The sequence below is a fragment of the Arthrobacter sp. zg-Y179 genome (assembly GCF_020907345.1).
GTDB lineage: Bacteria > Actinomycetota > Actinomycetes > Actinomycetales > Micrococcaceae > Arthrobacter_B > Arthrobacter_B jinronghuae.
Genome location: NZ_JAJJOB010000005.1, coordinates 463,534 through 482,294, shown reverse-complemented (window position 1 = coordinate 482,294; position 18,761 = coordinate 463,534). Strand labels below are relative to the sequence as shown.

The following is an 18,761-nucleotide window of genomic DNA, read 5'->3' as shown; positions in this document are numbered from 1 at the left end:
GGGCCGGAGCCTTTTGGAAACGAGGATCAACCATGATTGAGGCCCGCAACCTCGCCAAGGTCTTCGGCGGCAAGACTGCCGTCGACGGCATCACCTTCGATGTCCAGCCCGGCAAGGTCACCGGCTTCCTCGGCCCGAACGGGGCCGGTAAGTCGACCACCATGCGCATGATCATGGGGCTGGACTATCCCACCGCCGGCAGCGTGGCGGTTAACGGCCGGCCTTATGCCGACCACAAGGCGCCTCTGCGGGAGGTCGGTGCGCTCCTGGAAGCAAAGGCTGTCCACCCTAAACGGACGGCCTACAACCATCTGCGGGCGCTCGCCGCCAGCCACGGCATCCCCAGGGAACGCATCACCGAGGTCATCGAACTGACGGGCCTCGGTGCGGCGGCCAACAAGCGTGTGGGCGGTTTCTCCATGGGGATGGGCCAGCGGCTGGGAATCGCGGCGGCGTTGTTGGGAGATCCCCGCACGCTTATCTTCGACGAGCCGGTCAACGGCCTGGACCCGGAGGGTGTGCAGTGGGTCCGCCATCTTGCGAAGGGCCTGGCCGCGGAGGGCCGCACGGTGTTCATTTCCTCGCACCTGATGAGTGAGATGGCAGTCACCGCCGACCACTTGATCGTGATCGGCCGCGGCAGGATCCTGGCGGATGCGCCAATGGACCAGGTCCTCGCCGGCAGCGGCCGTGAACGCACCATGGTGCGCGCCGACGACGTCGATGCCCTGGAAGCGGCAATAGGTTCGGACGGCGTGGAAATACGCCGCCCGGCACCGGGGCAGCTTGAAATCCTCGGGCTGTCCGCCCGCGGTATTGCCGAAGCTGCGCTGTCGCGGCGGATCCTGGTCACTGAGCTGACCCCGCGGCAGGCATCCCTGGAGGACGCCTATATGGAGCTGACCCGTGGAGAGGTCGAGTACCAGTCCCGGGATATCCAGCAGGACACTTCGGGGAAATCCCTAGTCATCCCTAAGGGGGACCCCTGATTCATCCCTTGGACCGGTCCCGTTGCGGTGCTGGACGCCTATGGTGGAGGTAGACCCCCCAGCTTTAGCTTCCCAACGTGAGGATCACCCATGATCGAGGCATCCGGCCTCTCGAAGCGCTACGGCGGCAAAACCGCCGTCGACAATGTTTCCTTTACTGTCCAGCCCGGCAAGGTCACCGGCTTCCTGGGTCCCAACGGGGCCGGTAAGTCGACCACCATGCGCATGATTGTGGGTCTGGACCGTCCGACTTCGGGCCGGGTGCTGGTCAACGGCAAACCCTATGCCCGGCACAAGGCACCGCTGCGCGAGGTCGGTGCCCTGCTCGACGCGAAAGCCGTCCACACCAAGCGCAGCGCGTACAACCACCTGCGGGCCATGGCAGCCACCCACGGCATTTCCGCCAAGCGGGTGAACGAAGTCATTGAGCTCACCGGTCTGGGCCCGGTGGCCAAGAAGCGGGTAGGCGGCTTCTCCCTGGGTATGGGGCAGCGGCTTGGCATTGCCTCGGCACTGCTGGGAGACCCGCACACGGTCATCCTGGACGAGCCGGTCAACGGACTCGATCCGGAAGGCGTCCTCTGGGTCCGCCACCTGGCCCGGGGGCTGGCCGCGGAAGGCCGCACCGTGTTCCTCTCGTCCCACCTGATGAGCGAAATGGCGCAGACCGCGGACCACCTGATTGTGATCGGCCGCGGCCAGATCATTGCCGATGCGCCCATCGCCGAGATCATTGCCGGCCAGGACAAGGTACGCGTCCTGGTCCGTACGGACAGCCCGCGCGAGCTGCTCGAAGCGCTGGCGGGGCCGGGGGTCACCGGCGTGGAGAAGGAATCCGGGCTGCTGGAGGTCACAGGTGCGGGACCGCGTACCATCGCCGAGGCCGCGCTGGACCGCCGGATCCTGGTGTACGAACTGACGCCCCTGCAGGTTTCCCTCGAGGACGCCTACATGGAGCTGACCCGAGATGACGTTGAATACCGGTCCCAGAACCTGCCGCAGGAGCTAACCGCTGCGGGAACTGCCTCCGGGAAGGGGAAATAGAACCGTGAGTACCGCTACAACATCCAAGAATCCCGCGTCGTCGCCGGCGGCCTCCTCCGGCTCCGGGCTGAGCTTCCTCCGGGTCCTGAAATCCGAGTGGATCAAGATCACTACGGTCCCTTCCACCGTAATCCTCCTGGCCATCACCGTGGTGGTGATGGTCGGACTCGCAGCTCTCGCTGCCTGGGGCACAGCCCAGATTGTCAATGAATTCGGCGGCGGCGCCGGCAGCCCCGAAGCAGCGCAGGCCGGGCCGCCTGCGGCCGACAGCCTGGTTCCGGAGATCCCCGCCAGCGGACTCTTCTTCGGCCAGTTGCTCATCGCTTCCCTCGCGGTGGTGCTCATCGCCTCCGAATGGGGCACCGGAATGATCCGCTCCACCTTCAGTGCTGTTCCGAAGCGCATTCCGGCGCTGCTGGCAAAGAACCTGCTTATCGCCCTGATTTCCTTCGCGGTCGGCGCCGGTGCCGCCTTCATTTCCTTCCTGGTGGCCCAGCCGATCCTGGGCAGCGCGGACCTCAGCCTGTCCCTGGATGATGACGGAGTGCTTGCCAGCATCCTCAACACCGGAACGTGCCTGGCGCTGATCGCCGTGTTTGCCATGGCCATCGGCACCCTGGTGCGGAACACCGCCGGAGGCGTGGTGACCGCCATCGGCATCATCTTCGTCCTGCCCCTGGTGGTGGCCATCGTGCAGAACCTGGCGGACTGGATCCCGGACGCCGCGCGGTTCCTGCCGAGCAACGCGGGAACCCAGCTGGTGACGGCCGGCCCGATTGCGGACGGAGCCCTCACCCAGCTGCAGGGCGGCCTGGTCCTCGCAGCCTGGGCAGCTGTACTGCTGATCGCTTCCCTGGTCGTAACCAAGAAACGGGACGTCTAGGGCACTGAACTTCGGCAAGGGCGGCGGCGGAAGAACGGCCGCCGCCACCCTTGCCGGAATCAAGTCTCACGAACAATTCCTCCACAACCCCCGGCAATGCTCGTGCCGGGGGTTCTTTACGCCCGCGAAGGCCGATGGTTACGCCGGGGCGGCGGGCTCTGGTTGAATCGGAGCATGTCTGACGCATTGGCCCACATAAATGACCTCGGCGCGTTTGTCAGCGCCTCGCCCTCCAGCTTCCACGCTGCGCGTGAAGGTGCGCGCCGTCTGGCGGAGGCAGGGTTCACGGAAGTATTCGAGACCGAAGATTTCCCGCGCTCGGCCGGAAAGTTCTTTGTAGTGCGCGACGGCGCGTTCATCGCCTGGGTCACGCCGGAGGACGCCGGCCCCGCCACCGGGTTCTCGATCCTTGGTACCCACACCGACTCCCCGTCCTTCAAGCTGAAGCCGCGGCCCACCACCGGACGGCTCGGCTGGCTGCAGGCCGGCGTCGAAGTCTACGGGGGCCCGCTGCTGAATTCCTGGCTCGACCGGGAGCTGCAGCTCGCCGGGCGGATGGTCACCCTGGCCGGCGAAGAGCGGCTCGTGGAGACCGGCCCGCTGATGCGCTTTCCGCAGCTGGCCATCCACCTGGACCGGGCCGTGAACGAGGGCTTGAAGCTGGACAAGCAACAGCACATGAACCCGGTCTGGGGACTGGGGGACCCGTCTACGTCCGACCTCGTGGCGCTGCTGGCGGCCATGGCCGGCCTGGCACCTGAGGAGATAGGCGGCTACGACATCGTTGCCGCAGACACCCAGGCACCGCAGGTTTTCGGAGCCGAGGGAGAATTCTTCGCCTCGGGACGGCTGGACAACCTTTCCTCAGTCCACGCCGGCGTCGTCGCACTTATCGCGGCCGACGTCGCGCCCACGGCGCCGGTTGCCGTGCTCGCGGCGTTCGACCACGAAGAGGTGGGCAGCGGCAGCCGGTCAGGCGCGGCCGGCCCGTTCCTCGAAGATGTGCTGCTGCGGATCGGTGACGGGCTCGGCGCGACGACGGCGGACCGTGCCCGGGCGATGGCGGCGTCCTTCTGCATTTCGGCGGATGTCGGGCACGCCGTCCACCCCAACTACGCGGAGCGGCACGATCCCGCCAACCACCCGGTGCTCAACGGCGGGCCGCTGTTGAAGATCAACGCCAACCAGCGTTACACCACGGACGCCCCCGGCATGGCCCGCTGGGCGAGCCTCTGTGCGGCCGCCGAGGTGCCGTACCAGGAATTCGTTTCCCACAACTCCGTCCCCTGCGGCTCCACCATTGGACCCCTGACCGCCACCCGGCTCGGAATCCGGACCGTGGATGTCGGGATCCCCGTACTCTCCATGCACTCGGCCCGGGAAATGGCAGGTGTGGAGGACCCCCGGCGACTGGCCGCTGTGGCACAGCTGTTCTTCGCGGCGGGGGCCGCCTGACCCCGGCGGAAGGGCCGGCGGATGCCGGCGTGTCAATCCCGTCCCGGGAAATCGGATAGGATAAGAAAGTCTGTGCTGTCGGCTTCGGTCGGCAGATTCCCCCCCCGCTGCGGATCAGCTGCATGCCGTGGGGGAGACAACGCAAAAGAACCTCCTGTTACGGAAATGCCGTGACCGTATAGCCCAAAGGAGGTGGGTTCACAAATGCGTGCTTATGAACTGATGGTAATCATCGACCCCGAGGTCGAAGAGCGTACCGTCGAGCCTTCGCTCGACAAGTTCCTCAATGTTGTCCGCAACGATGGTGGAACCATCGACAAGGTAGACATCTGGGGCCGTCGTCGACTGGCCTACGAAATCCAGAAAAAGACTGAAGGCATCTACGCGGTGGTTAACTTCACCGGTACGCCTGCAGCAGCAGCCGAGCTTGATCGCCAGCTGAGCCTCAACGAGACCATCATGCGCACCAAGATCATCCGCCCGGAAGAGCAGAAGATCTCGAAGAAGGATGCCAAGAAGGCCGCTAAGGACGCTGCAAAGGTTTCCGCAGAATAATTTCGGCAACCCGTACTGATATCAGGAGGCTTTCATGGCAGGCGAGACAACAATCACCGTCGTCGGTAACCTAACCAACGACCCGGAACTGCGGTTCACTCCGTCCGGTTCGGCAGTGGCGAACTTCACCATTGCTTCGACCCCTCGGACCTTCGACCGTCAGTCCAACGAGTGGAAGGACGGCGAAACGCTGTTCCTCCGTGCGTCTGTCTGGCGTGAAGCTGCTGAAAACGTCGCCGAGTCCCTCACCAAGGGAACCCGCGTAGTTTGCCAGGGCCGCCTGAAGTCGCGTTCGTACGAAACCAAAGAAGGCGAAAAGCGCACCGTAATGGAGCTTGAGGTCGACGAAATCGGCCCCTCGCTGCGTTATGCCTCTGCCAAGGTCACCCGCACCCAGCGCTCCGGCGGTGGCGGCGGTTTCGGCGGCAACAACGGCGGCGGTGGCGGCGGCGGCTTCGGCGGCAACTCCAACTCCGGTTGGGGCGGCGGCCAGCAGCAGCAGGCGCAGTCCGCACCGGCTGACGATCCCTGGGGCGCCCCTGCGGGCGGCAACTCCGGTGGATGGGGCAGCGGCCCGGATTCGAACGATCCGCCCTTCTAAACCTCTTCATTCGAAGAGCGGCTAACCCCATTCGGGAGAAGCGGCCCTTCACCCGGCGCCTTCGGGCGCCATCCTCAGACGGCAACCGCCGTCGAGCCCATCCCGTGGAAAATGTATCCACGGGCTCCACTAGACATAAGGAGCTCCACGATGGCTAAGGCTGAACTTCGCAAGCCCAAACCAAAGTCCAATCCCTTGAAGGCCGCTGACATCACTGTCATCGACTACAAGGACGTAGCATTGCTGCGCAAGTTCATTTCCGACCGCGGAAAGATCCGCGCTCGTCGCGTAACTGGCGTCTCCGTGCAGGAACAGCGCAAGATCGCCCAGGCAATCAAGAATGCCCGCGAAGTTGCTCTCCTGCCTTACTCCGGCGCTGGCCGCGGCTAAAGGAAAGGAACCTAACTCATGGCAAAGCTCATTCTGACCCACGAAGTAACCGGTCTCGGCGCTGCCGGCGACGTCATCGAGGTTAAGGACGGTTACGCACGTAACTACCTCCTGCCCCGCGGCTTCGCTCTGACCTGGACCAAGGGTGGCGAGAAGCAGGTTGAGTCCATCAAGGCTGCCCGCGCTGCCCGCGAGCACGCTTCCCTGGAAGATGCTCAGAAGCAGGCTGCTGCTCTCTCCGCCAAGCCGGTCAAGCTGACCGTCAAGGCCGGCGAGTCCGGACGCCTCTTCGGTACCGTCAAGCCCGGCGACGTTGCCGCTGCTGTCGAAGCCGCCGGTCTCGGCGCCATCGACAAGCGCAAGGTTGAACTCCCGACGCACATCAAGTCGGTTGGTTCCTTCCAGGCCAACGTCCGCCTGCACAACGATGTTGCAGCCGTCATCGACCTCGAGGTCGTTGCAGGCTAACGTCTGACGCAGACACACAAGCACCCTCCGGCCCTTCGGGCCGGGGGGTGCTTGTGTGTGGGGAACCGCTGCCGCGGCAGCCTTTCTCCACGCCCCGGCCGCAGACCTCCGCACTCCGTGGTCCGCTGAGGCGGCTGTTGTGGATATCGCGGGGGTCATGTGTGGATTTCGGCACCCCTAGGCCTGTTTTGAGCTCCTGTCAACATGGCCCCGGCGCCCCGGCGCGGCGGAAAAATAGTTTGTTTACACAGGTGTGGACAAGCGTTTGCCCTAGTCAGAGCCCCTTTTGTGGAAAAAGTAAAGATTTATCCACATGCTTATGCCCAGCCTGTGCACAAGACACGCCGCGTTATGCACAGACTGTCCACAGGACCTGTGGATAACTCGTTTGTCGGCAGGGCGAAGGGGGCATACGGTTGCGGTGAATCCCTTCTTCAGACGCATGTCCGCCGGCTCGGATCCGTCAGCACCGCCGCCGCCGTTCCGGCCGAAAGTCAGTGCGGGCTGATAGAGATAGACAAGCCCTCCGGCAGGGCAGGGATCGAAACGTCTTAGCCTTTATTGAAAGGGTCACAGTGTCGCTCACGCATACGGACTCCCCGGCATCAACATCAAGTCCGGACTTCGCGAGGACACCGCCGCAGGACCTGGTCGCGGAACAATCGGTGCTTGGCGGCATGATGCTCTCCAAGGACGCCATCGCAGACTGCGTGGAAGTCCTGCGTGGGCTCGACTTCTACCGTCCTGCCCATGAGGCCATCTACGAGGCCATCATCGACCTCTACGGCCGCGGGGAACCGGCGGACGCCGTCACCGTTTCGGATGAACTCACCAAGCGCGGCGAGATTGGCCGGATCGGCGGACCGGCCTACCTGCACGAACTGATCCAGTCCGTTCCTACCGCGGCCAATGCCGGCTTCTATGCCGAAATCGTGCGCGAGCGGGCGGTTCTGCGCCGCCTCGTTGGTGCGGGCACCAAGATTGTCCAGCTGGGTTACTCCAACGAGGGCATGGAAGTGGATGACATCGTCAACGCTGCCCAGGCCGAAATCTACGCCGTGGCCGAGCGCCGGACTGCAGAAGACTATGTGCCCCTGAAGGACATCATCGAGGGCACGGTGGACGAGATTGAGTCAGCCGGACACCGCGGCGAAGGCATGACCGGCGTGCCGACCGGCTTCTACGAGCTGGACGAGCTTACCCAAGGCCTGCACCCGGGCCAGATGATCGTTATCGCTGCCCGCCCCGCCGTCGGCAAGTCCACCTTCGCGCTGGACTTCGCCCGGTCCGCGGCCATCAAGAACAACATGACCACCGTCTTCTTCTCCCTCGAAATGGGCCGCAACGAAATCGCCATGCGCCTGCTCTCGGCTGAAGCGACCATCGGCCTTCAGGACCTGCGCAAGGGCACCATTAAGGACGAGCAGTGGGGCAAGATTGCCACCACGATGGGCCGGATGAATGACGCGCCGCTGTTTATTGATGACAGCCCGAACATGTCCCTGATGGAAATCCGGGCCAAGTGCCGCCGCCTGAAGCAGCGCCATGACCTCAAGCTCGTGGTGCTGGATTACCTGCAGCTGATGTCCTCGGGCAAGCGGGTTGAATCCCGCCAGCAGGAAGTTTCCGAGTTCTCGCGTGCGCTGAAGCTGCTGGCCAAGGAACTGGAAGTTCCCGTGATCGCGTTGTCGCAGCTGAACCGTGGTTCGGAGCAGCGCACCGACAAGAAGCCGATGGTCTCCGACCTGCGTGAATCGGGCTCCATCGAGCAGGATGCGGATATGGTCATCCTGCTGCACCGCGAGGACATCTACGACAAGGAATCGCCGCGTGCCGGCGAGGCCGACGTCATCGTGGCCAAGCACCGTAACGGCCCCACCAAGACCATCGTCGTAGGGTTCCAGGGCCACTATTCACGCTTCTCGAACATGGCGGTTGAGGGCGGCAGCGGCTTCTAGCCGCTGCGTTCACCGCCCCTCCACCGCTTCCCCCACCGCCCCAGGAGATCCAGCATGCCCAAGTCCAAGCCCCGCAAGAAAGCCGTCTCCAAAAAGAAGCAGGCCCGCCGCGCCGAGCATGAAGTCAATGCTCTGCTGCGGGGCGAAACCGCCTACTTCAGCGATGAGGCAGAGGCGCTGCTCACCGCCCGTGGCTGGATCAGCGAGCGGGACCAGCCCGGCGGCCCGGACCAGGGCGATGCCTGGTACTGGATGCCGTCCCAGCTGCCGGCTTACCTGGAGGAAGGCGAACCCGTCCCCACCTCCATCTACCCGTCTTCCGAGAGCACCTTCGTGAGCCAGTTGGCGACACCGGACGGCTCCGTTCCGCCCGTGGCACAGACGGAGTACGACTCCCTTGAGGAACTCGAGGGGGACCTGGACCGGCTGGAGGCCTATCGGGTGCCCGACGACGCGTGGACCGTCCTGGGCGGAGGCCCGTCGGCTGAAGAGACCCCCGGCGATCTCATCGACTCAATTACCGAGGAATGGGAGCTCATTGCAGAGCTCATCCACTTCCCGTACAGCAACGACACCGGTCCGCGTTCCTTTGCAGCCGTGGAGCAGGCCGTGCAGGACGGCAGGCTTACTGAGTACGCCTACCGGTCAATCCTGGCCGGCCGCGCCGCCTAGCCCCGGCTTGAGGCGCCGGGGCCGCCGGCCGGCTCTCCGTGGCTATCGTGGCTGGAGGCCAGCTGCCATGGCACGGAGGCGACCATGATGGCCGGCTCGAAGTGCAGCCGGGCTTTGATGCGCAGGGCGGTCTGGTTGTGCACCAGCTGTTCCCACCACCGGCCCACAACGTACTCCGGAATGTAGACCACGAACAGTTCCCGCGGCGCGTTGCGCCGGGCATCGCGAAGGTACGCCAGCACGGGGGAGATGGTCTCACGGTACGGCGAGGAGAGGACCGTCAGCGGCACGGGGATCTGCAGGCGCTCCCAGTCGGCCAGTGTGCGGCGGGTGTCCTCCGGATCAAGATCCACAATGATCGCGTTCAGGCTTGAGGGACGGGACGCCCGTGCATAGGCAATGGCCCGCAGGGCAGGCTTGTGGACCTGCGAAATCAGGATTACCGCATTGACCCGGGAGGGCAGGGCCAGACCGTGGTCGTCGGCGCTGAGCGCCAGCTCGCGGGCAACCGTGTCGTAATGGACCCGGATGCCGTACATGATCACGTAGAGCACGGCCATGGCCAGCAGGGCAATCCACGCACCGTGGGTGAACTTGGTGATGATGACGATGAGCAGCACCAGGGCGGTCATGCCGAAACCGATGGAGTTGATCGCCCGCGAACGCTGCATCCGGCGTCGTACGTCCTTGTCCCGTTCGGTGCGCAGCTTGCCGGTCCAGTGCCGGATCATGCCCAGCTGGCTGGCGGTGAAGGACACGAAGACCCCGACAATATAGAGCTGGATCAGCTGGGTGACATCGGCGTCAAACGCAATGATGAGCACCAGGGCGCCCAGGCCCAGGGAAATGATGCCGTTGCTGAACGCCAGCCGGTCCCCGCGCGTGCGCATCTGGCGGGGCAGGAACCCGTCCTTCGCCAGGATCGAGGCCAGCACGGGGAAGCCGTTGAACGCGGTGTTGGAGGCAAAGACCAGAATCAGTCCGGTGGCGGCCACGACAAGGTAGAAGGCGATGCTGCCGTCGCCGAAGATGGTCTCCGCCAACTGGCTGATCACCGGATGCTGCACGTAGTCCTCGCCCACGGGGGAACCGTTGGCCGTGAGCTGGGTGGCCGGGTCCTGGGCTACATGGACCTTGGTGAGGTTGGCCATGGCGATGATCCCGCCGATCATGGCTGCGGAAATCACACCCAGGAGCAGCAGCGTGGTGGCGGCATTGGCACTCTTGGGTTTGCGGAACGTCGGGACGCCGTTGCTGATGGCTTCAACGCCGGTGAGTGCGGCTGCGCCCGAGGAGAAGGCCCGCAGCAGCAGGAGGACGCCGGCAAGTCCTACCAGCCCTTCGTCGAAACCTGATTCCCGCACCAGTTCAAAGGAAGCCGAGGGGGCCTGACGGAGGTTTCCGCTGAGGAACTGGAGGAAGCCGGTGAGGCACATGCCCAGCACGGAAGCCATGAAGATGTAGGTAGGTACGGCAAATAAGGCGCCGGCCTCCCGGATGCCGCGCAGGTTAACCAGAACCAGCAGCGCTACGCCGATCACGGCGATGGTGGCCTGGGTGCCGTGCAGCGCGGGGATGGCGGTCACAAGGTAGGACGCCGCCGAGGACATCGACACAGCGACGGTGAGCACGTAGTCCACCAGCAGCGCGGAGGCGACGGTCAGGCCGGCGGGCTTGCCCAAGTTGGTGCTCGCAATTTCATAGTCACCGCCGCCGGACGGATACGCGTGTACGTTCTGCCGGTAGGAGGCCACCACCGTGAGCAGGACGACAATAACGGCCAGCCCCACCCAGGGGGAGAGGGTCACTGCAGCGACGCCGGCCAGCGCCAGGGTAAGGAGAATCTCATCGGGCGCGTAGGCAGCAGATGAGAGGGCGTCCGAGGCGAAAACCGGGAGCGCAATCCGCTTGGGGAGGAGGGTGTGCGAGAGCCGTTCGTTGCCGTAAGGACGCCCGACCAGAATGCGTTTGAGCGCATTGAAGAATGTGAGCACGAGGACCAACGTTAGACCCGTGCGCCTGCACTGTCCAGAAGCGGAAAACGCAGTGGCTGCGCCCTCCTCCGGGCCTGGCCGGCCCGGCTGGGCCACCGGCACCATCCGGCACTCGGGCACCATCAGCGGAGCGCGATCACCGGGGCCTGATCAGGGGCACCCGGGGCAACCGGGGCAGACGGTTGGTGGGGCGCGGGGATCGAGTCCAGGCAGGAGTTATAGGTTGCCGTCTTTTAGTGTCTTTCGTCACTACCAAAAAATGACGTGGATCACCAAAAAGGGGTTCTGAACCCTCAAAACCAGTCTGTGACAAAAACTACAAAACGGGGTTTGGATTCTACTTCTCGCGCTTGTTTGCGCGGATCTGGAAAAGATAACGATTCATGCATACTTGATATCGATTTGATCTCGATAAAAGACTCCCCTACGTTGGTTAAGGCCCTGATCGAGGGCTGGACCGCCTGACTGGATCGAAGTCGGCGGCGGCCGGCACCAATCCTGGTGCGGCCTCAAACCAGTAAGCCTGATGCCACGCGTCCACTGCACGTCGCCGCTGCGTGGCATTGACGAAGACCTCTATCACTTTGGGGAAGGCGACGGCGTGCAGACGCCCGGGGACGGGATGAGCGCAGGTGGAACCCATGGGAGCAAAAGACTTATGAAGAACCAGAAGATCCGTCGTATCGTTCGCCGTGGCCTGGCTACCGCCGCCATCACCGGTGCTGGCGCTGCAGGACTCGTAGGAATGGCCGCCCCGGCCAACGCAGCCTCCATGGACTGGGACGCCCTCGCACAGTGCGAAAGCGGTGGCAACTGGTCCATCAACACCGGCAACGGTTACTCCGGCGGACTGCAGTTCAGCCCCAGCACCTGGGCAGCCTTCGGCGGCACCGGCGACGCAGCGAATGCCAGCCGGGAGGAGCAGATTGCCGTAGCCGAGCGTGTCCTGGCTGAACAGGGCCCCGGCGCCTGGCCTGCCTGCACCGCCAAGCTGGGCCTGACCGGCGCTACTGCCAACCCGCAGGCAGCCCAGGCTCCGGTTGAGCAGGCTCCTGTCACCGAAGCCGCTCCGGTTGAGACCTACACCGAGCCCGCTCCGGTGGTCGAAGCCGCTCCGGTTGAGACCTACACCGAGCCCGCTCCGGTCGAGACCTACGTACAGCCGCAGACCGTTGCTCCGGCACCGGCCAGCGTCCCGGTTGAAGCCGTGGCTCCGGTTCAGACCCCGGCCCCGGCCCTGTCCGGCGAGACCTACGTCGTCCAGGCCGGTGACACCCTCTCCGAGATCGCCGAGAAGCTCGGCATCGAAGGCGGCTGGCAGGCGCTGTACAACGCCAACCTGGACACCGTAATCCACCAGGACCTGATCTTCACCGGTCAGACCCTGCAGCTGCCGGCCTAATCACGGCAGAGTGAGTCTTCGGTAGCTGTTCCGCCTTAGTGCGGCGATCGAAGCAGAACGGGCGCTTTACGCAAATGCGTAAAGCGCCCGTTCCTTTTTAACTCTCCTCACCCGCCGGCGATCGACTGCAGGACCAGAAGCTCTGCGCGGACGGGCAGCACGGTGGACGCACCGTCCAGGTCCCGGACGTCCTCCCCGTCCAGGTACAGGTTCACATAGCGGCGCAGCTCCCCGGTTTCATCACAGATCCGGCGGTACACACCCGCAAAATCCGCCTGCAGGAGCGCCAGGACATCCGCAACCGTGACGTTTCCCGGTGTCCCTGCACCGGGCGCGGGACGAAGGGTCAGCATGCGCCGCCCATCCGCGGCGTCGGCCAGCGCCGCAGGAAGCAACAGGGCGACGTCGGTGCGGCCGGGAGCGTCAGGCCGCAACTGCGCGGACACAGAGCACATCCGGAAGATTTGCCGCTACCAGGTGAAAGCTCTCACCCTCGTCGGCGCTGGCATACACCTCGCCGCCGCGGGTGCCGAAGTAGATACCGGCGGGATCGGCGCCGTCAACATAGGCAGCATCGCGCAGCACGGCGTTGAAATCATAGGCGGGCAGACCGTCGTCGAACCGCTCCCAGCTCCCGCCTGCATCGGTGCTGCGGTACACCGCCGGGCGGCCCTGCGGCGGATTGCGTTCCCCCGCCGAACCCAGCGGAATGGTCCAGATGGTGTCCGGGCGGGTTGGGTGGGCAAGCATCACGAACCCGAAGTCCGCGGGAAGGCCGTCCGCAATAGACAACCACTGTCCGCCGGCGTCGTCGCTGCGGTACACCCCGCCGTGGTTCTGGGCGTATAGCCGCTGCGGGTTGCCTGCGTCCCGGGCCACCTTGTGCACGCACTGTCCGAACTCTGGATATTTCTCCGGCATAAAATCCGCGATGATGCCGGTGTTGAACGCATCCCAGCTCTCGCCGCGGTCATCGGAGCGGTAGACCCCGCCGCTGCTGATCGCCACGTGGACGGAATCATCACTCGGACTCGGCAGCACCGTATGGGCGGCCGGACCGCCGTAGCCGGCACCCCACTGGGTGCGGTGCGGGTGGTCCCACAACCCCCGTACAAGTTCGAAGTGCTTGCCGCCGTCCTCGGAGCGGAACACGGAGATCGGTTCGCAGCCCGCCCAGACCACGCCCGGCCGGTCCGCGCTGTCCGGTGCCAGCTGCCAGATGCGCTCCAGCGAGGCGCCCGTGTCCTCGGGAAAGGCAATGGCTGCCTGCTCGGGTTCCTGCCAGGTCCGCCCCAGGTCATCCGAAATCGCGACATTGGTGCCCCACCATTCGGACCGGACACCGGCCAGCAGGCGAGGGGTCCCGCTGCGGGTGTCGAAGGCCAGGGACGGGACCTCCGTCATGGCAAATTCCGGCCCGCGCAGTTCCCAGTTTCGACGGTCCGGGCTCGTGGCCAGCCACAGGCCCTTACGGGTTCCGATGGCGACCACGGTGGCGGCACCGGGGGATACGGCGGGGGACACGGCAGCGGGCATCGCTTCGGGCACGGCATCCATGCGGTTATTCCAGCACCGGGGGTGCCCTGGAACAAGGGCATTCTCAAAGACCGGCTTCCCTGAGCCCCAACGGATGCGCACCGCCGCATGGAAATTGCTGCCCCGGGTGCGATAGACATACAGGATGCTGTTGTTGCAGCCGGAATCCCGGCGTCCATGATTTACATCGATCCGCCGATGTGGCCGGCGCACAACACCCTCTTCTCGCACCTGATTTCCAACTCGGGGCTGGACGAGCTGCATGCGTTCACCCGGGAGGCCGGCATCTCGGACCGGGCGTTCGACGGCGACCACTACGACGTGCCCCGGGAACGCTATGACGCGCTCGTGTCGCTGGGGGCCGTGCCGGTCAGCTGCGGCGATCTGGTCCGCATCCTCATCTCCAGCGGGCTGCGGATCCCGGCTCGGGAGCGTCCTTCTGCCCTTGCCGTGCCGCTGCGCCACCGGTGGAACCTGCTGCTGCCGGGGATGCCGGAGCTGGGCGAATACCTGCTTCAACTCTGGAATGAACCGCACCGCCGTTACCACGACCGCAGGCATCTGCTGCAGGTCCTGGAGGCCCTGGACCTGCTTGCCGGCGGAGAGATTCCCCGCCCCGTGGCCCTGGCCGCCTGGTTCCATGACGCCGTGTACACCGGCCGGGCCGGCGAGGACGAGGATGCCTCGGCCCGGCTGGCCGAGCAGCTGCTGCCCGGCGCGGGTGTGGCTGCCGCAGAGACCGCGGAATGCGCACGGCTGGTCCGCCTGACGGCTAGCCATGATCCGGCTGCAGCTGACAATAACGGCGCGCTGCTCACGGACGCGGACCTGGCAGTGCTGGCCCGCGAACCAGCGGGTTATGCCGCCTATCTGCAGGCAGTCCGCGCCGAATACGCGGACCTTTCAGCGGAGGACTTCACCGCCGGACGACGCCGGGTGGTCCGGCAGCTTGCCGCAGCGGATCCGCTCTTCCGGACGCCCGTCGGACGGCAGCTCTGGGAGGAGCGGGCCCGCCGCAACCTCGCTGCGGAACTGGCGGGAGGCCCGCCCGGCGCGTCGGGGACGGCACCCGCCGGCGCCCGGGATGCGGCCACGGACCAGCCATGACAAGACGCGACAACGCGCCCGGGTTCAGCGGCCAGTTCACCGGGCACCGGCGCGGCAGCCCCGGCTACCGCGGCGTCTTGGTGGGATTGGCCGCGGCCGGTGTGGCTACCTTCGCCCAGCTGTACTCCCTGCAGGGAGTCCTGCCCGAACTCGCTGCCGATCTGGGTATCTCTGCGTCTTCGGCCGCGTTGACGGTTTCCGCAGCCACCCTCGGACTCGCCGTCACGGTGATTCCCTGGTCCGCCGCAGCGGACCGGTTCGGCCGGCTGCCGGCCATGCGCCTGGCGATCCTGGCCGCGGTAGTGCTGGGCCTGGCCGTTCCCCTGAGTCCCAATCTGCCGGTGCTGCTGGGACTCCGCTTCCTCGAGGGGGCGGCACTGGGCGGGATTCCGGCGGTGGCGCTGGCCTACCTCAGCGAGGAAGTGAGCAGGCTGCATGCCGCCGTGGCTGCCGGGACCTACGTTTCGGGCACCACGATCGGCGGCCTCGCGGGCCGGATCCTGGCCGCACCCCTGGCGGAACTGGTGAACTGGCGGGTGGGTGTAGCCGCGGTGAGCCTCCTGGCCGCCGGAGCCGCAGCCGTTTTTATGCTCACCGCACCCCGCCAGCACGGCTTTGTGCCCGTGCGCCGTGCCGCCCCCGGACACGGTCTGGCTGCGCGGCTGGCGGCGAACCTTCGCAGCCCGCGGCTGCTGGCCCTGTATGCACAGGGGTTCCTGCTGATGGGCGGCTTCGTGGCGGTCTACAACTATCTGGGTTTCCGGCTGGGCGAGCCGCCCTTCGGGCTGCCCCAGAGCCTGGCCAGCTCCCTGTTCCTCGCATATCTGGCCGGAACCTGGTCCTCACGGGCCGCCGGCACCCTGGCGGCCCGGCTTCGCGGCGGGCGGAAGCCGGTGCTGCTGCTGTCTCTCGGCGGCATGGGGGCGGGTCTTGCCCTGACGCTGGCGGACAACCTTCCGGCAATCGTCGCCGGACTGCTGGTCTTCACCGCCGGTTTCTTCGCCGCGCATTCCATTGCCTCCGGCTGGACTCCGCTACTCGCCCGGGAGGGGCGGGCGCAGGCCTCCTCGCTCTACAACCTCTTCTACTACACCGGGTCCAGCCTGCTGGGCTGGGTGGGCGGCTATTACTTCCAGCAGGGCGGCTGGCGGTTCCTGGTGCTTTTTGTCGGCGTGCTGCTGCTGGCGGCGGCACTGGTGGCCGTCCTGGTCCTGCGCCGTAACGACGACGGCGGGGAGTAACGCCCGCTTTCGATGCGGGGCTTCCGCAAAACGTAGGCTGGAAGGTGTGAAGACCGAAGCGGACCTTTCCTCCCGGCGGCTCAGCCGCCGGATCCTGGCCCTGGCCCTCCCGGCGCTGGGCGCACTGATTGCCGAACCCCTGTTCCTGCTGGCGGATTCCGCCATCGTCGGCCACCTCGGCGTGGCCCAGCTGGCCGGCGTCGGCCTGGCCTCCACAGTGCTGCAGACCGCCGTCGGGCTGATGGTCTTCCTGGCGTATTCCACCACGGGAACGGTGGCGCGCTACCTCGGCGGCAACCGGCAGCCCGAGGCGCTCGCTGCAGGACGGGACGGCATTGCCCTGGCCGTCCTGTTGGGCGCGGTGCTTTCGACCGCGGGGTACCTGTTCGCTCCACAGCTGTGCAGCGCCATGGGTGCCACCGGTGACGTGCACCGCTACGCCGTCGACTACCTGCGCTTTTCGATGCCGGGCCTGACCGCGATGCTGGTGGTCCTGGCCGCCACCGGCGTGCTGCGCGGGCTGCAGGACACCCGCACCCCGCTGGTGGTCGCGACGGCCGGCTTCGCCGTGAACATCGGGCTGAATTACCTGCTGGTCTACGGGTTCTCCCTGTCCGTGGCGGGATCCGCCCTGGGCACCAGCATCGCGCAGTGGGGCATGGCGGTGTTCTACCTGATCGCGGTTGCGCGGATGGCACGCTCCCACGGTGTACCCCTGCGTCCGGCGGTCTCGGGCATCCGGGCCACCGCCCACGTGGGCTCGTGGCTGATGCTGCGGACACTGAGCCTGCGTGCGGCGGTGCTTGCCACAGTCATCGTAGCCACCGCGCAGGGGCCGGAATCCCTCGCAGCGCACCAGCTGGTCATGACCGTGTTTACCTTCCTGGCGTTCGCGCTGGACGCACTGGCCATCGCGGCGCAGGCAATGATCGGTAAGGAACTGGGGGCCGGAGATACGGCGACGGCCCGCGCACTGACCCGGCGGATGATTGTGTGGGGCGTGGGCTTCGGCGTCATCACCGGAGCGCTGCTGGCGCTGGTGGCGCCGGTCGCCGGCGTGCTCTTCACCAGCGACGCCGGAGTGCAGCAGGCCATGACCGCCGGGCTGTGGATCCTCGCGGTGTCCCAGCCGATCTGCGGGCTGGTGTTTGTGCTGGACGGAGTGCTGATCGGGGCGGGGGATGCCAAATACCTGGCCCTCACCGGCGTGCTGAACCTGGCCGCCTATCTGCCCCTGCTCATCTGGGTGCACGCTGCTGGCCTGTCCGGCGCCGGGGGGATCGCGTGGCTGTGGGCGGCGTTCGCCCTCGGCTATATGAGCGCACGCGGAATCACCTTGTCCTGGCGGACCCGGCGGGACGCCTGGATGGTGACCGGTGCCGTGTCCGGTGCAGGGAGCGACTAAGCTTGACGGTGGCCAACCGGCCACCGATATGACGTAAAAGTGAAAGCGGAGGCTCTGCAGTGGGCGCATCCAATCCCGGAGCACCTTGGGGACCCATGCTGGTCCGTTCAATGGTCGCAGCAGTCTACGGCGTGCTGACCGTGTTCTGGCAGGATCCTACCGAGCCTGTCCTGGTGGTTGCCGGCGGCACCTATCTGCTGCTTACCGGCGTCGCACTCTGGCCCATGCTTACCGCGGCACGCGGACACGGCAACGTTCGGACCTTCCTGCTGGTTGAAGCCGCCGCCTATGTTCTTGCCGGTGCAGCCACGCTGGTCTTCGCCTCGGCGGAAGCATTCCGGGTGTCGGCCGCCGCCGCCCTCATTCTCGGGGGAATCCTGGAACTCACCCTCTGGGTCCGGAACCGCACCGGATTCCTGCCGGCCCGTGACTGGCTGATCACCGGTGCCGCCGCCCTCGTGGCTGGCATCCTGGTCCCGCTCGTCTACGACCTGGGCGTCCGGGCGCTGCTCGGCGTGACCGGTGGCGCGGCGATCATCATTGCGGTGATCGTGGCCATTTCAGCGCTGGGCGCCCGGCATGATTCCCGCGCCGCCGTGGACGAGCAGGCATAGGCCGTAAACTAGGTATCGCGCGCGGTGCAGTTACGCACCGATCCGCGCCACCCCAACGCAGCAGGAGGCAATGATCGTGGCGAACAGCTCAACCGGTGGACCGCAGAGGCGGAACTCCGTAAAGGCACCGCTGATTTTCTCTGCCGTGCTGGCGTTGATTGCAGGCCTTGCCACCATGATCTTCGCCACCGGGGGAGCGGAGCAGGAGCTGCGGTTCGACCTCGGGCTTATTGCCGTCGGCATTGCGTTTATCGCGTCGCTGCTGGTCTCTTCACTGCTGCTGATGACGGAGAAGCCGAACCCCGAGCACCTCAGCCAGGGTTCGGGCATCCACCGCAGCTCGGCAAAGATTCCGGGCGGTGCGGGAAACATCGGCAAGCCGACCCCGCCCGCGGGTCACACGGACGACGACGATTCTCCCCGGCCCACGGATCCCACCGCCTGAGC

Annotated in this window: 19 protein-coding genes; 16 read left to right on the top strand and 3 right to left on the bottom strand. The window is 65.9% G+C overall.

Translation table 11 applies throughout. The features are described 5' to 3' along the window. Positions 1-32: 32 nt before the first annotated feature. From LOC56_RS05480 to LOC56_RS05435, 10 genes are all read left to right on the top strand, one after another. Complete coding sequence (locus LOC56_RS05480) at positions 33-989, top strand: ABC transporter ATP-binding protein (protein ID WP_229951207.1); 957 nt, start codon at positions 33-35, stop codon at positions 987-989. A gap of 90 nt (positions 990-1,079) precedes the next feature. Next, the gene (locus LOC56_RS05475) at positions 1,080-2,033 is read left to right on the top strand and encodes an ABC transporter ATP-binding protein (RefSeq protein WP_229951205.1); all 954 of its coding nucleotides are present in this window, start codon (positions 1,080-1,082) and stop codon (positions 2,031-2,033) included. Positions 2,034-2,037: 4 nt separating this feature from the next. Continuing rightward, entirely contained in the window at positions 2,038-2,916 is an 879-nt protein-coding gene (locus LOC56_RS05470; RefSeq protein ID WP_229951203.1) for an ABC transporter permease, read from the top strand. Positions 2,917-3,090: 174 nt separating this feature from the next. Beyond that, a complete protein-coding gene (locus LOC56_RS05465; protein WP_229951202.1) occupies positions 3,091-4,371 on the top strand; it encodes a M18 family aminopeptidase in 1,281 nt (426 codons plus the stop codon). A 204-nt stretch (positions 4,372-4,575) separates the two neighbouring features. Beyond that, positions 4,576-4,926 (top strand): 30S ribosomal protein S6, encoded by a 351-nt coding sequence (rpsF, locus tag LOC56_RS05460; protein WP_227920298.1) that lies wholly within the window; start codon positions 4,576-4,578, stop codon positions 4,924-4,926. A 34-nt stretch (positions 4,927-4,960) separates the two neighbouring features. Continuing rightward, the gene (locus tag LOC56_RS05455; RefSeq protein WP_229951201.1) at positions 4,961-5,527 is read left to right on the top strand and encodes a single-stranded DNA-binding protein; all 567 of its coding nucleotides are present in this window, start codon (positions 4,961-4,963) and stop codon (positions 5,525-5,527) included. 150 nt (positions 5,528-5,677) lie between these two features. Beyond that, positions 5,678-5,917 carry a 30S ribosomal protein S18 gene (rpsR, locus tag LOC56_RS05450; protein WP_007269381.1) on the top strand — a complete coding sequence of 80 codons (240 nt, stop codon included), beginning with the start codon at positions 5,678-5,680 and terminating at the stop codon, positions 5,915-5,917. Between the two features lie 18 nt (positions 5,918-5,935). Beyond that, the gene (gene rplI / locus LOC56_RS05445) at positions 5,936-6,385 is read left to right on the top strand and encodes a 50S ribosomal protein L9 (RefSeq protein ID WP_146359901.1); all 450 of its coding nucleotides are present in this window, start codon (positions 5,936-5,938) and stop codon (positions 6,383-6,385) included. Positions 6,386-6,960: 575 nt separating this feature from the next. Continuing rightward, positions 6,961-8,343 (top strand): replicative DNA helicase, encoded by a 1,383-nt coding sequence (gene dnaB / locus LOC56_RS05440; RefSeq protein WP_229951200.1) that lies wholly within the window; start codon positions 6,961-6,963, stop codon positions 8,341-8,343. 54 nt (positions 8,344-8,397) lie between these two features. After that, positions 8,398-9,015, top strand: coding sequence for a cell division protein CrgA (locus LOC56_RS05435; protein ID WP_229951199.1), 618 nt, complete (start codon positions 8,398-8,400; stop codon positions 9,013-9,015). On the opposite strand, the gene LOC56_RS05430 is transcribed toward LOC56_RS05435, so the two are convergent. After that, a complete protein-coding gene (locus LOC56_RS05430) occupies positions 9,012-11,009 on the bottom strand; it encodes an APC family permease (protein WP_229951195.1) in 1,998 nt (665 codons plus the stop codon). The two genes, LOC56_RS05435 and LOC56_RS05430, sit on opposite strands and share 4 nt — an antisense overlap. Before the next feature lie 526 nt (positions 11,010-11,535). On the opposite strand from LOC56_RS05430, the gene LOC56_RS05425 reads away from it, so the two are divergent. Further along, a complete protein-coding gene (locus LOC56_RS05425; RefSeq protein WP_442860067.1) occupies positions 11,536-12,411 on the top strand; it encodes a transglycosylase family protein in 876 nt (291 codons plus the stop codon). Positions 12,412-12,518: 107 nt separating this feature from the next. Here the strand turns inward: LOC56_RS05425 and LOC56_RS05420 are convergent, their stop codons facing one another. Continuing rightward, entirely contained in the window at positions 12,519-12,857 is a 339-nt protein-coding gene (locus LOC56_RS05420; RefSeq protein ID WP_229951194.1) for a MoaD/ThiS family protein, read from the bottom strand. Further along, positions 12,835-13,947 carry a WD40/YVTN/BNR-like repeat-containing protein gene (locus tag LOC56_RS05415; RefSeq protein ID WP_442860075.1) on the bottom strand — a complete coding sequence of 371 codons (1,113 nt, stop codon included), beginning with the start codon at positions 13,945-13,947 and terminating at the stop codon, positions 12,835-12,837. The genes LOC56_RS05420 and LOC56_RS05415 overlap by 23 nt, the downstream gene beginning before the upstream one ends. 177 nt (positions 13,948-14,124) lie before the next feature. Between LOC56_RS05415 and LOC56_RS05410 the strand changes: the two genes are divergently transcribed. The 5 genes from LOC56_RS05410 to LOC56_RS05390 all read left to right on the top strand — a co-directional run bounded on the left by LOC56_RS05410 (position 14,125) and on the right by LOC56_RS05390 (position 18,759). Then, positions 14,125-15,054 (top strand): DUF4031 domain-containing protein, encoded by a 930-nt coding sequence (locus tag LOC56_RS05410; RefSeq protein WP_229951516.1) that lies wholly within the window; start codon positions 14,125-14,127, stop codon positions 15,052-15,054. Further along, positions 15,051-16,295: an MFS transporter gene (locus tag LOC56_RS05405; protein WP_229951191.1), complete on the top strand. Its 1,245-nt coding sequence runs from the start codon at positions 15,051-15,053 to the stop codon at positions 16,293-16,295. Before LOC56_RS05410 ends, LOC56_RS05405 begins: the two co-directional genes overlap by 4 nt. Before the next feature lie 46 nt (positions 16,296-16,341). Beyond that, a complete protein-coding gene (locus LOC56_RS05400) occupies positions 16,342-17,700 on the top strand; it encodes an MATE family efflux transporter (RefSeq protein ID WP_229951189.1) in 1,359 nt (452 codons plus the stop codon). Positions 17,701-17,795: 95 nt separating this feature from the next. After that, the gene (locus LOC56_RS05395) at positions 17,796-18,314 is read left to right on the top strand and encodes a hypothetical protein (RefSeq protein ID WP_229951187.1); all 519 of its coding nucleotides are present in this window, start codon (positions 17,796-17,798) and stop codon (positions 18,312-18,314) included. A gap of 76 nt (positions 18,315-18,390) precedes the next feature. Further along, positions 18,391-18,759, top strand: coding sequence for a hypothetical protein (locus LOC56_RS05390; protein ID WP_442860066.1), 369 nt, complete (start codon positions 18,391-18,393; stop codon positions 18,757-18,759). Positions 18,760-18,761 lie beyond the last annotated feature (2 nt).

Excerpts from the sequence above, each read along its gene's own strand:
- LOC56_RS05480 (WP_229951207.1), top strand. The coding sequence starts at position 33 with ATGATTGAGGCCCGCAACCTCGCCAAGGTCTTCGGCGGCAAGACTGCC.
- LOC56_RS05475 (WP_229951205.1), top strand. The coding sequence starts at position 1,080 with ATGATCGAGGCATCCGGCCTCTCGAAGCGCTACGGCGGCAAAACCGCC.
- LOC56_RS05465 (WP_229951202.1), top strand. The coding sequence starts at position 3,091 with ATGTCTGACGCATTGGCCCACATAAATGACCTCGGCGCGTTTGTCAGC.
- rpsF (WP_227920298.1), top strand. The coding sequence starts at position 4,576 with ATGCGTGCTTATGAACTGATGGTAATCATCGACCCCGAGGTCGAAGAG.
- LOC56_RS05455 (WP_229951201.1), top strand. The coding sequence starts at position 4,961 with ATGGCAGGCGAGACAACAATCACCGTCGTCGGTAACCTAACCAACGAC.
- rpsR (WP_007269381.1), top strand. The coding sequence starts at position 5,678 with ATGGCTAAGGCTGAACTTCGCAAGCCCAAACCAAAGTCCAATCCCTTG.
- rplI (WP_146359901.1), top strand. The coding sequence starts at position 5,936 with ATGGCAAAGCTCATTCTGACCCACGAAGTAACCGGTCTCGGCGCTGCC.
- LOC56_RS05435 (WP_229951199.1), top strand. The coding sequence starts at position 8,398 with ATGCCCAAGTCCAAGCCCCGCAAGAAAGCCGTCTCCAAAAAGAAGCAG.
- LOC56_RS05425 (WP_442860067.1), top strand. The coding sequence starts at position 11,536 with ATGCCACGCGTCCACTGCACGTCGCCGCTGCGTGGCATTGACGAAGAC.
- LOC56_RS05415 (WP_442860075.1), bottom strand. The coding sequence starts at position 13,947 with ATGCCCGCTGCCGTGTCCCCCGCCGTATCCCCCGGTGCCGCCACCGTG.
- LOC56_RS05410 (WP_229951516.1), top strand. The coding sequence starts at position 14,125 with ATGATTTACATCGATCCGCCGATGTGGCCGGCGCACAACACCCTCTTC.
- LOC56_RS05405 (WP_229951191.1), top strand. The coding sequence starts at position 15,051 with ATGACAAGACGCGACAACGCGCCCGGGTTCAGCGGCCAGTTCACCGGG.
- LOC56_RS05395 (WP_229951187.1), top strand. The coding sequence starts at position 17,796 with ATGCTGGTCCGTTCAATGGTCGCAGCAGTCTACGGCGTGCTGACCGTG.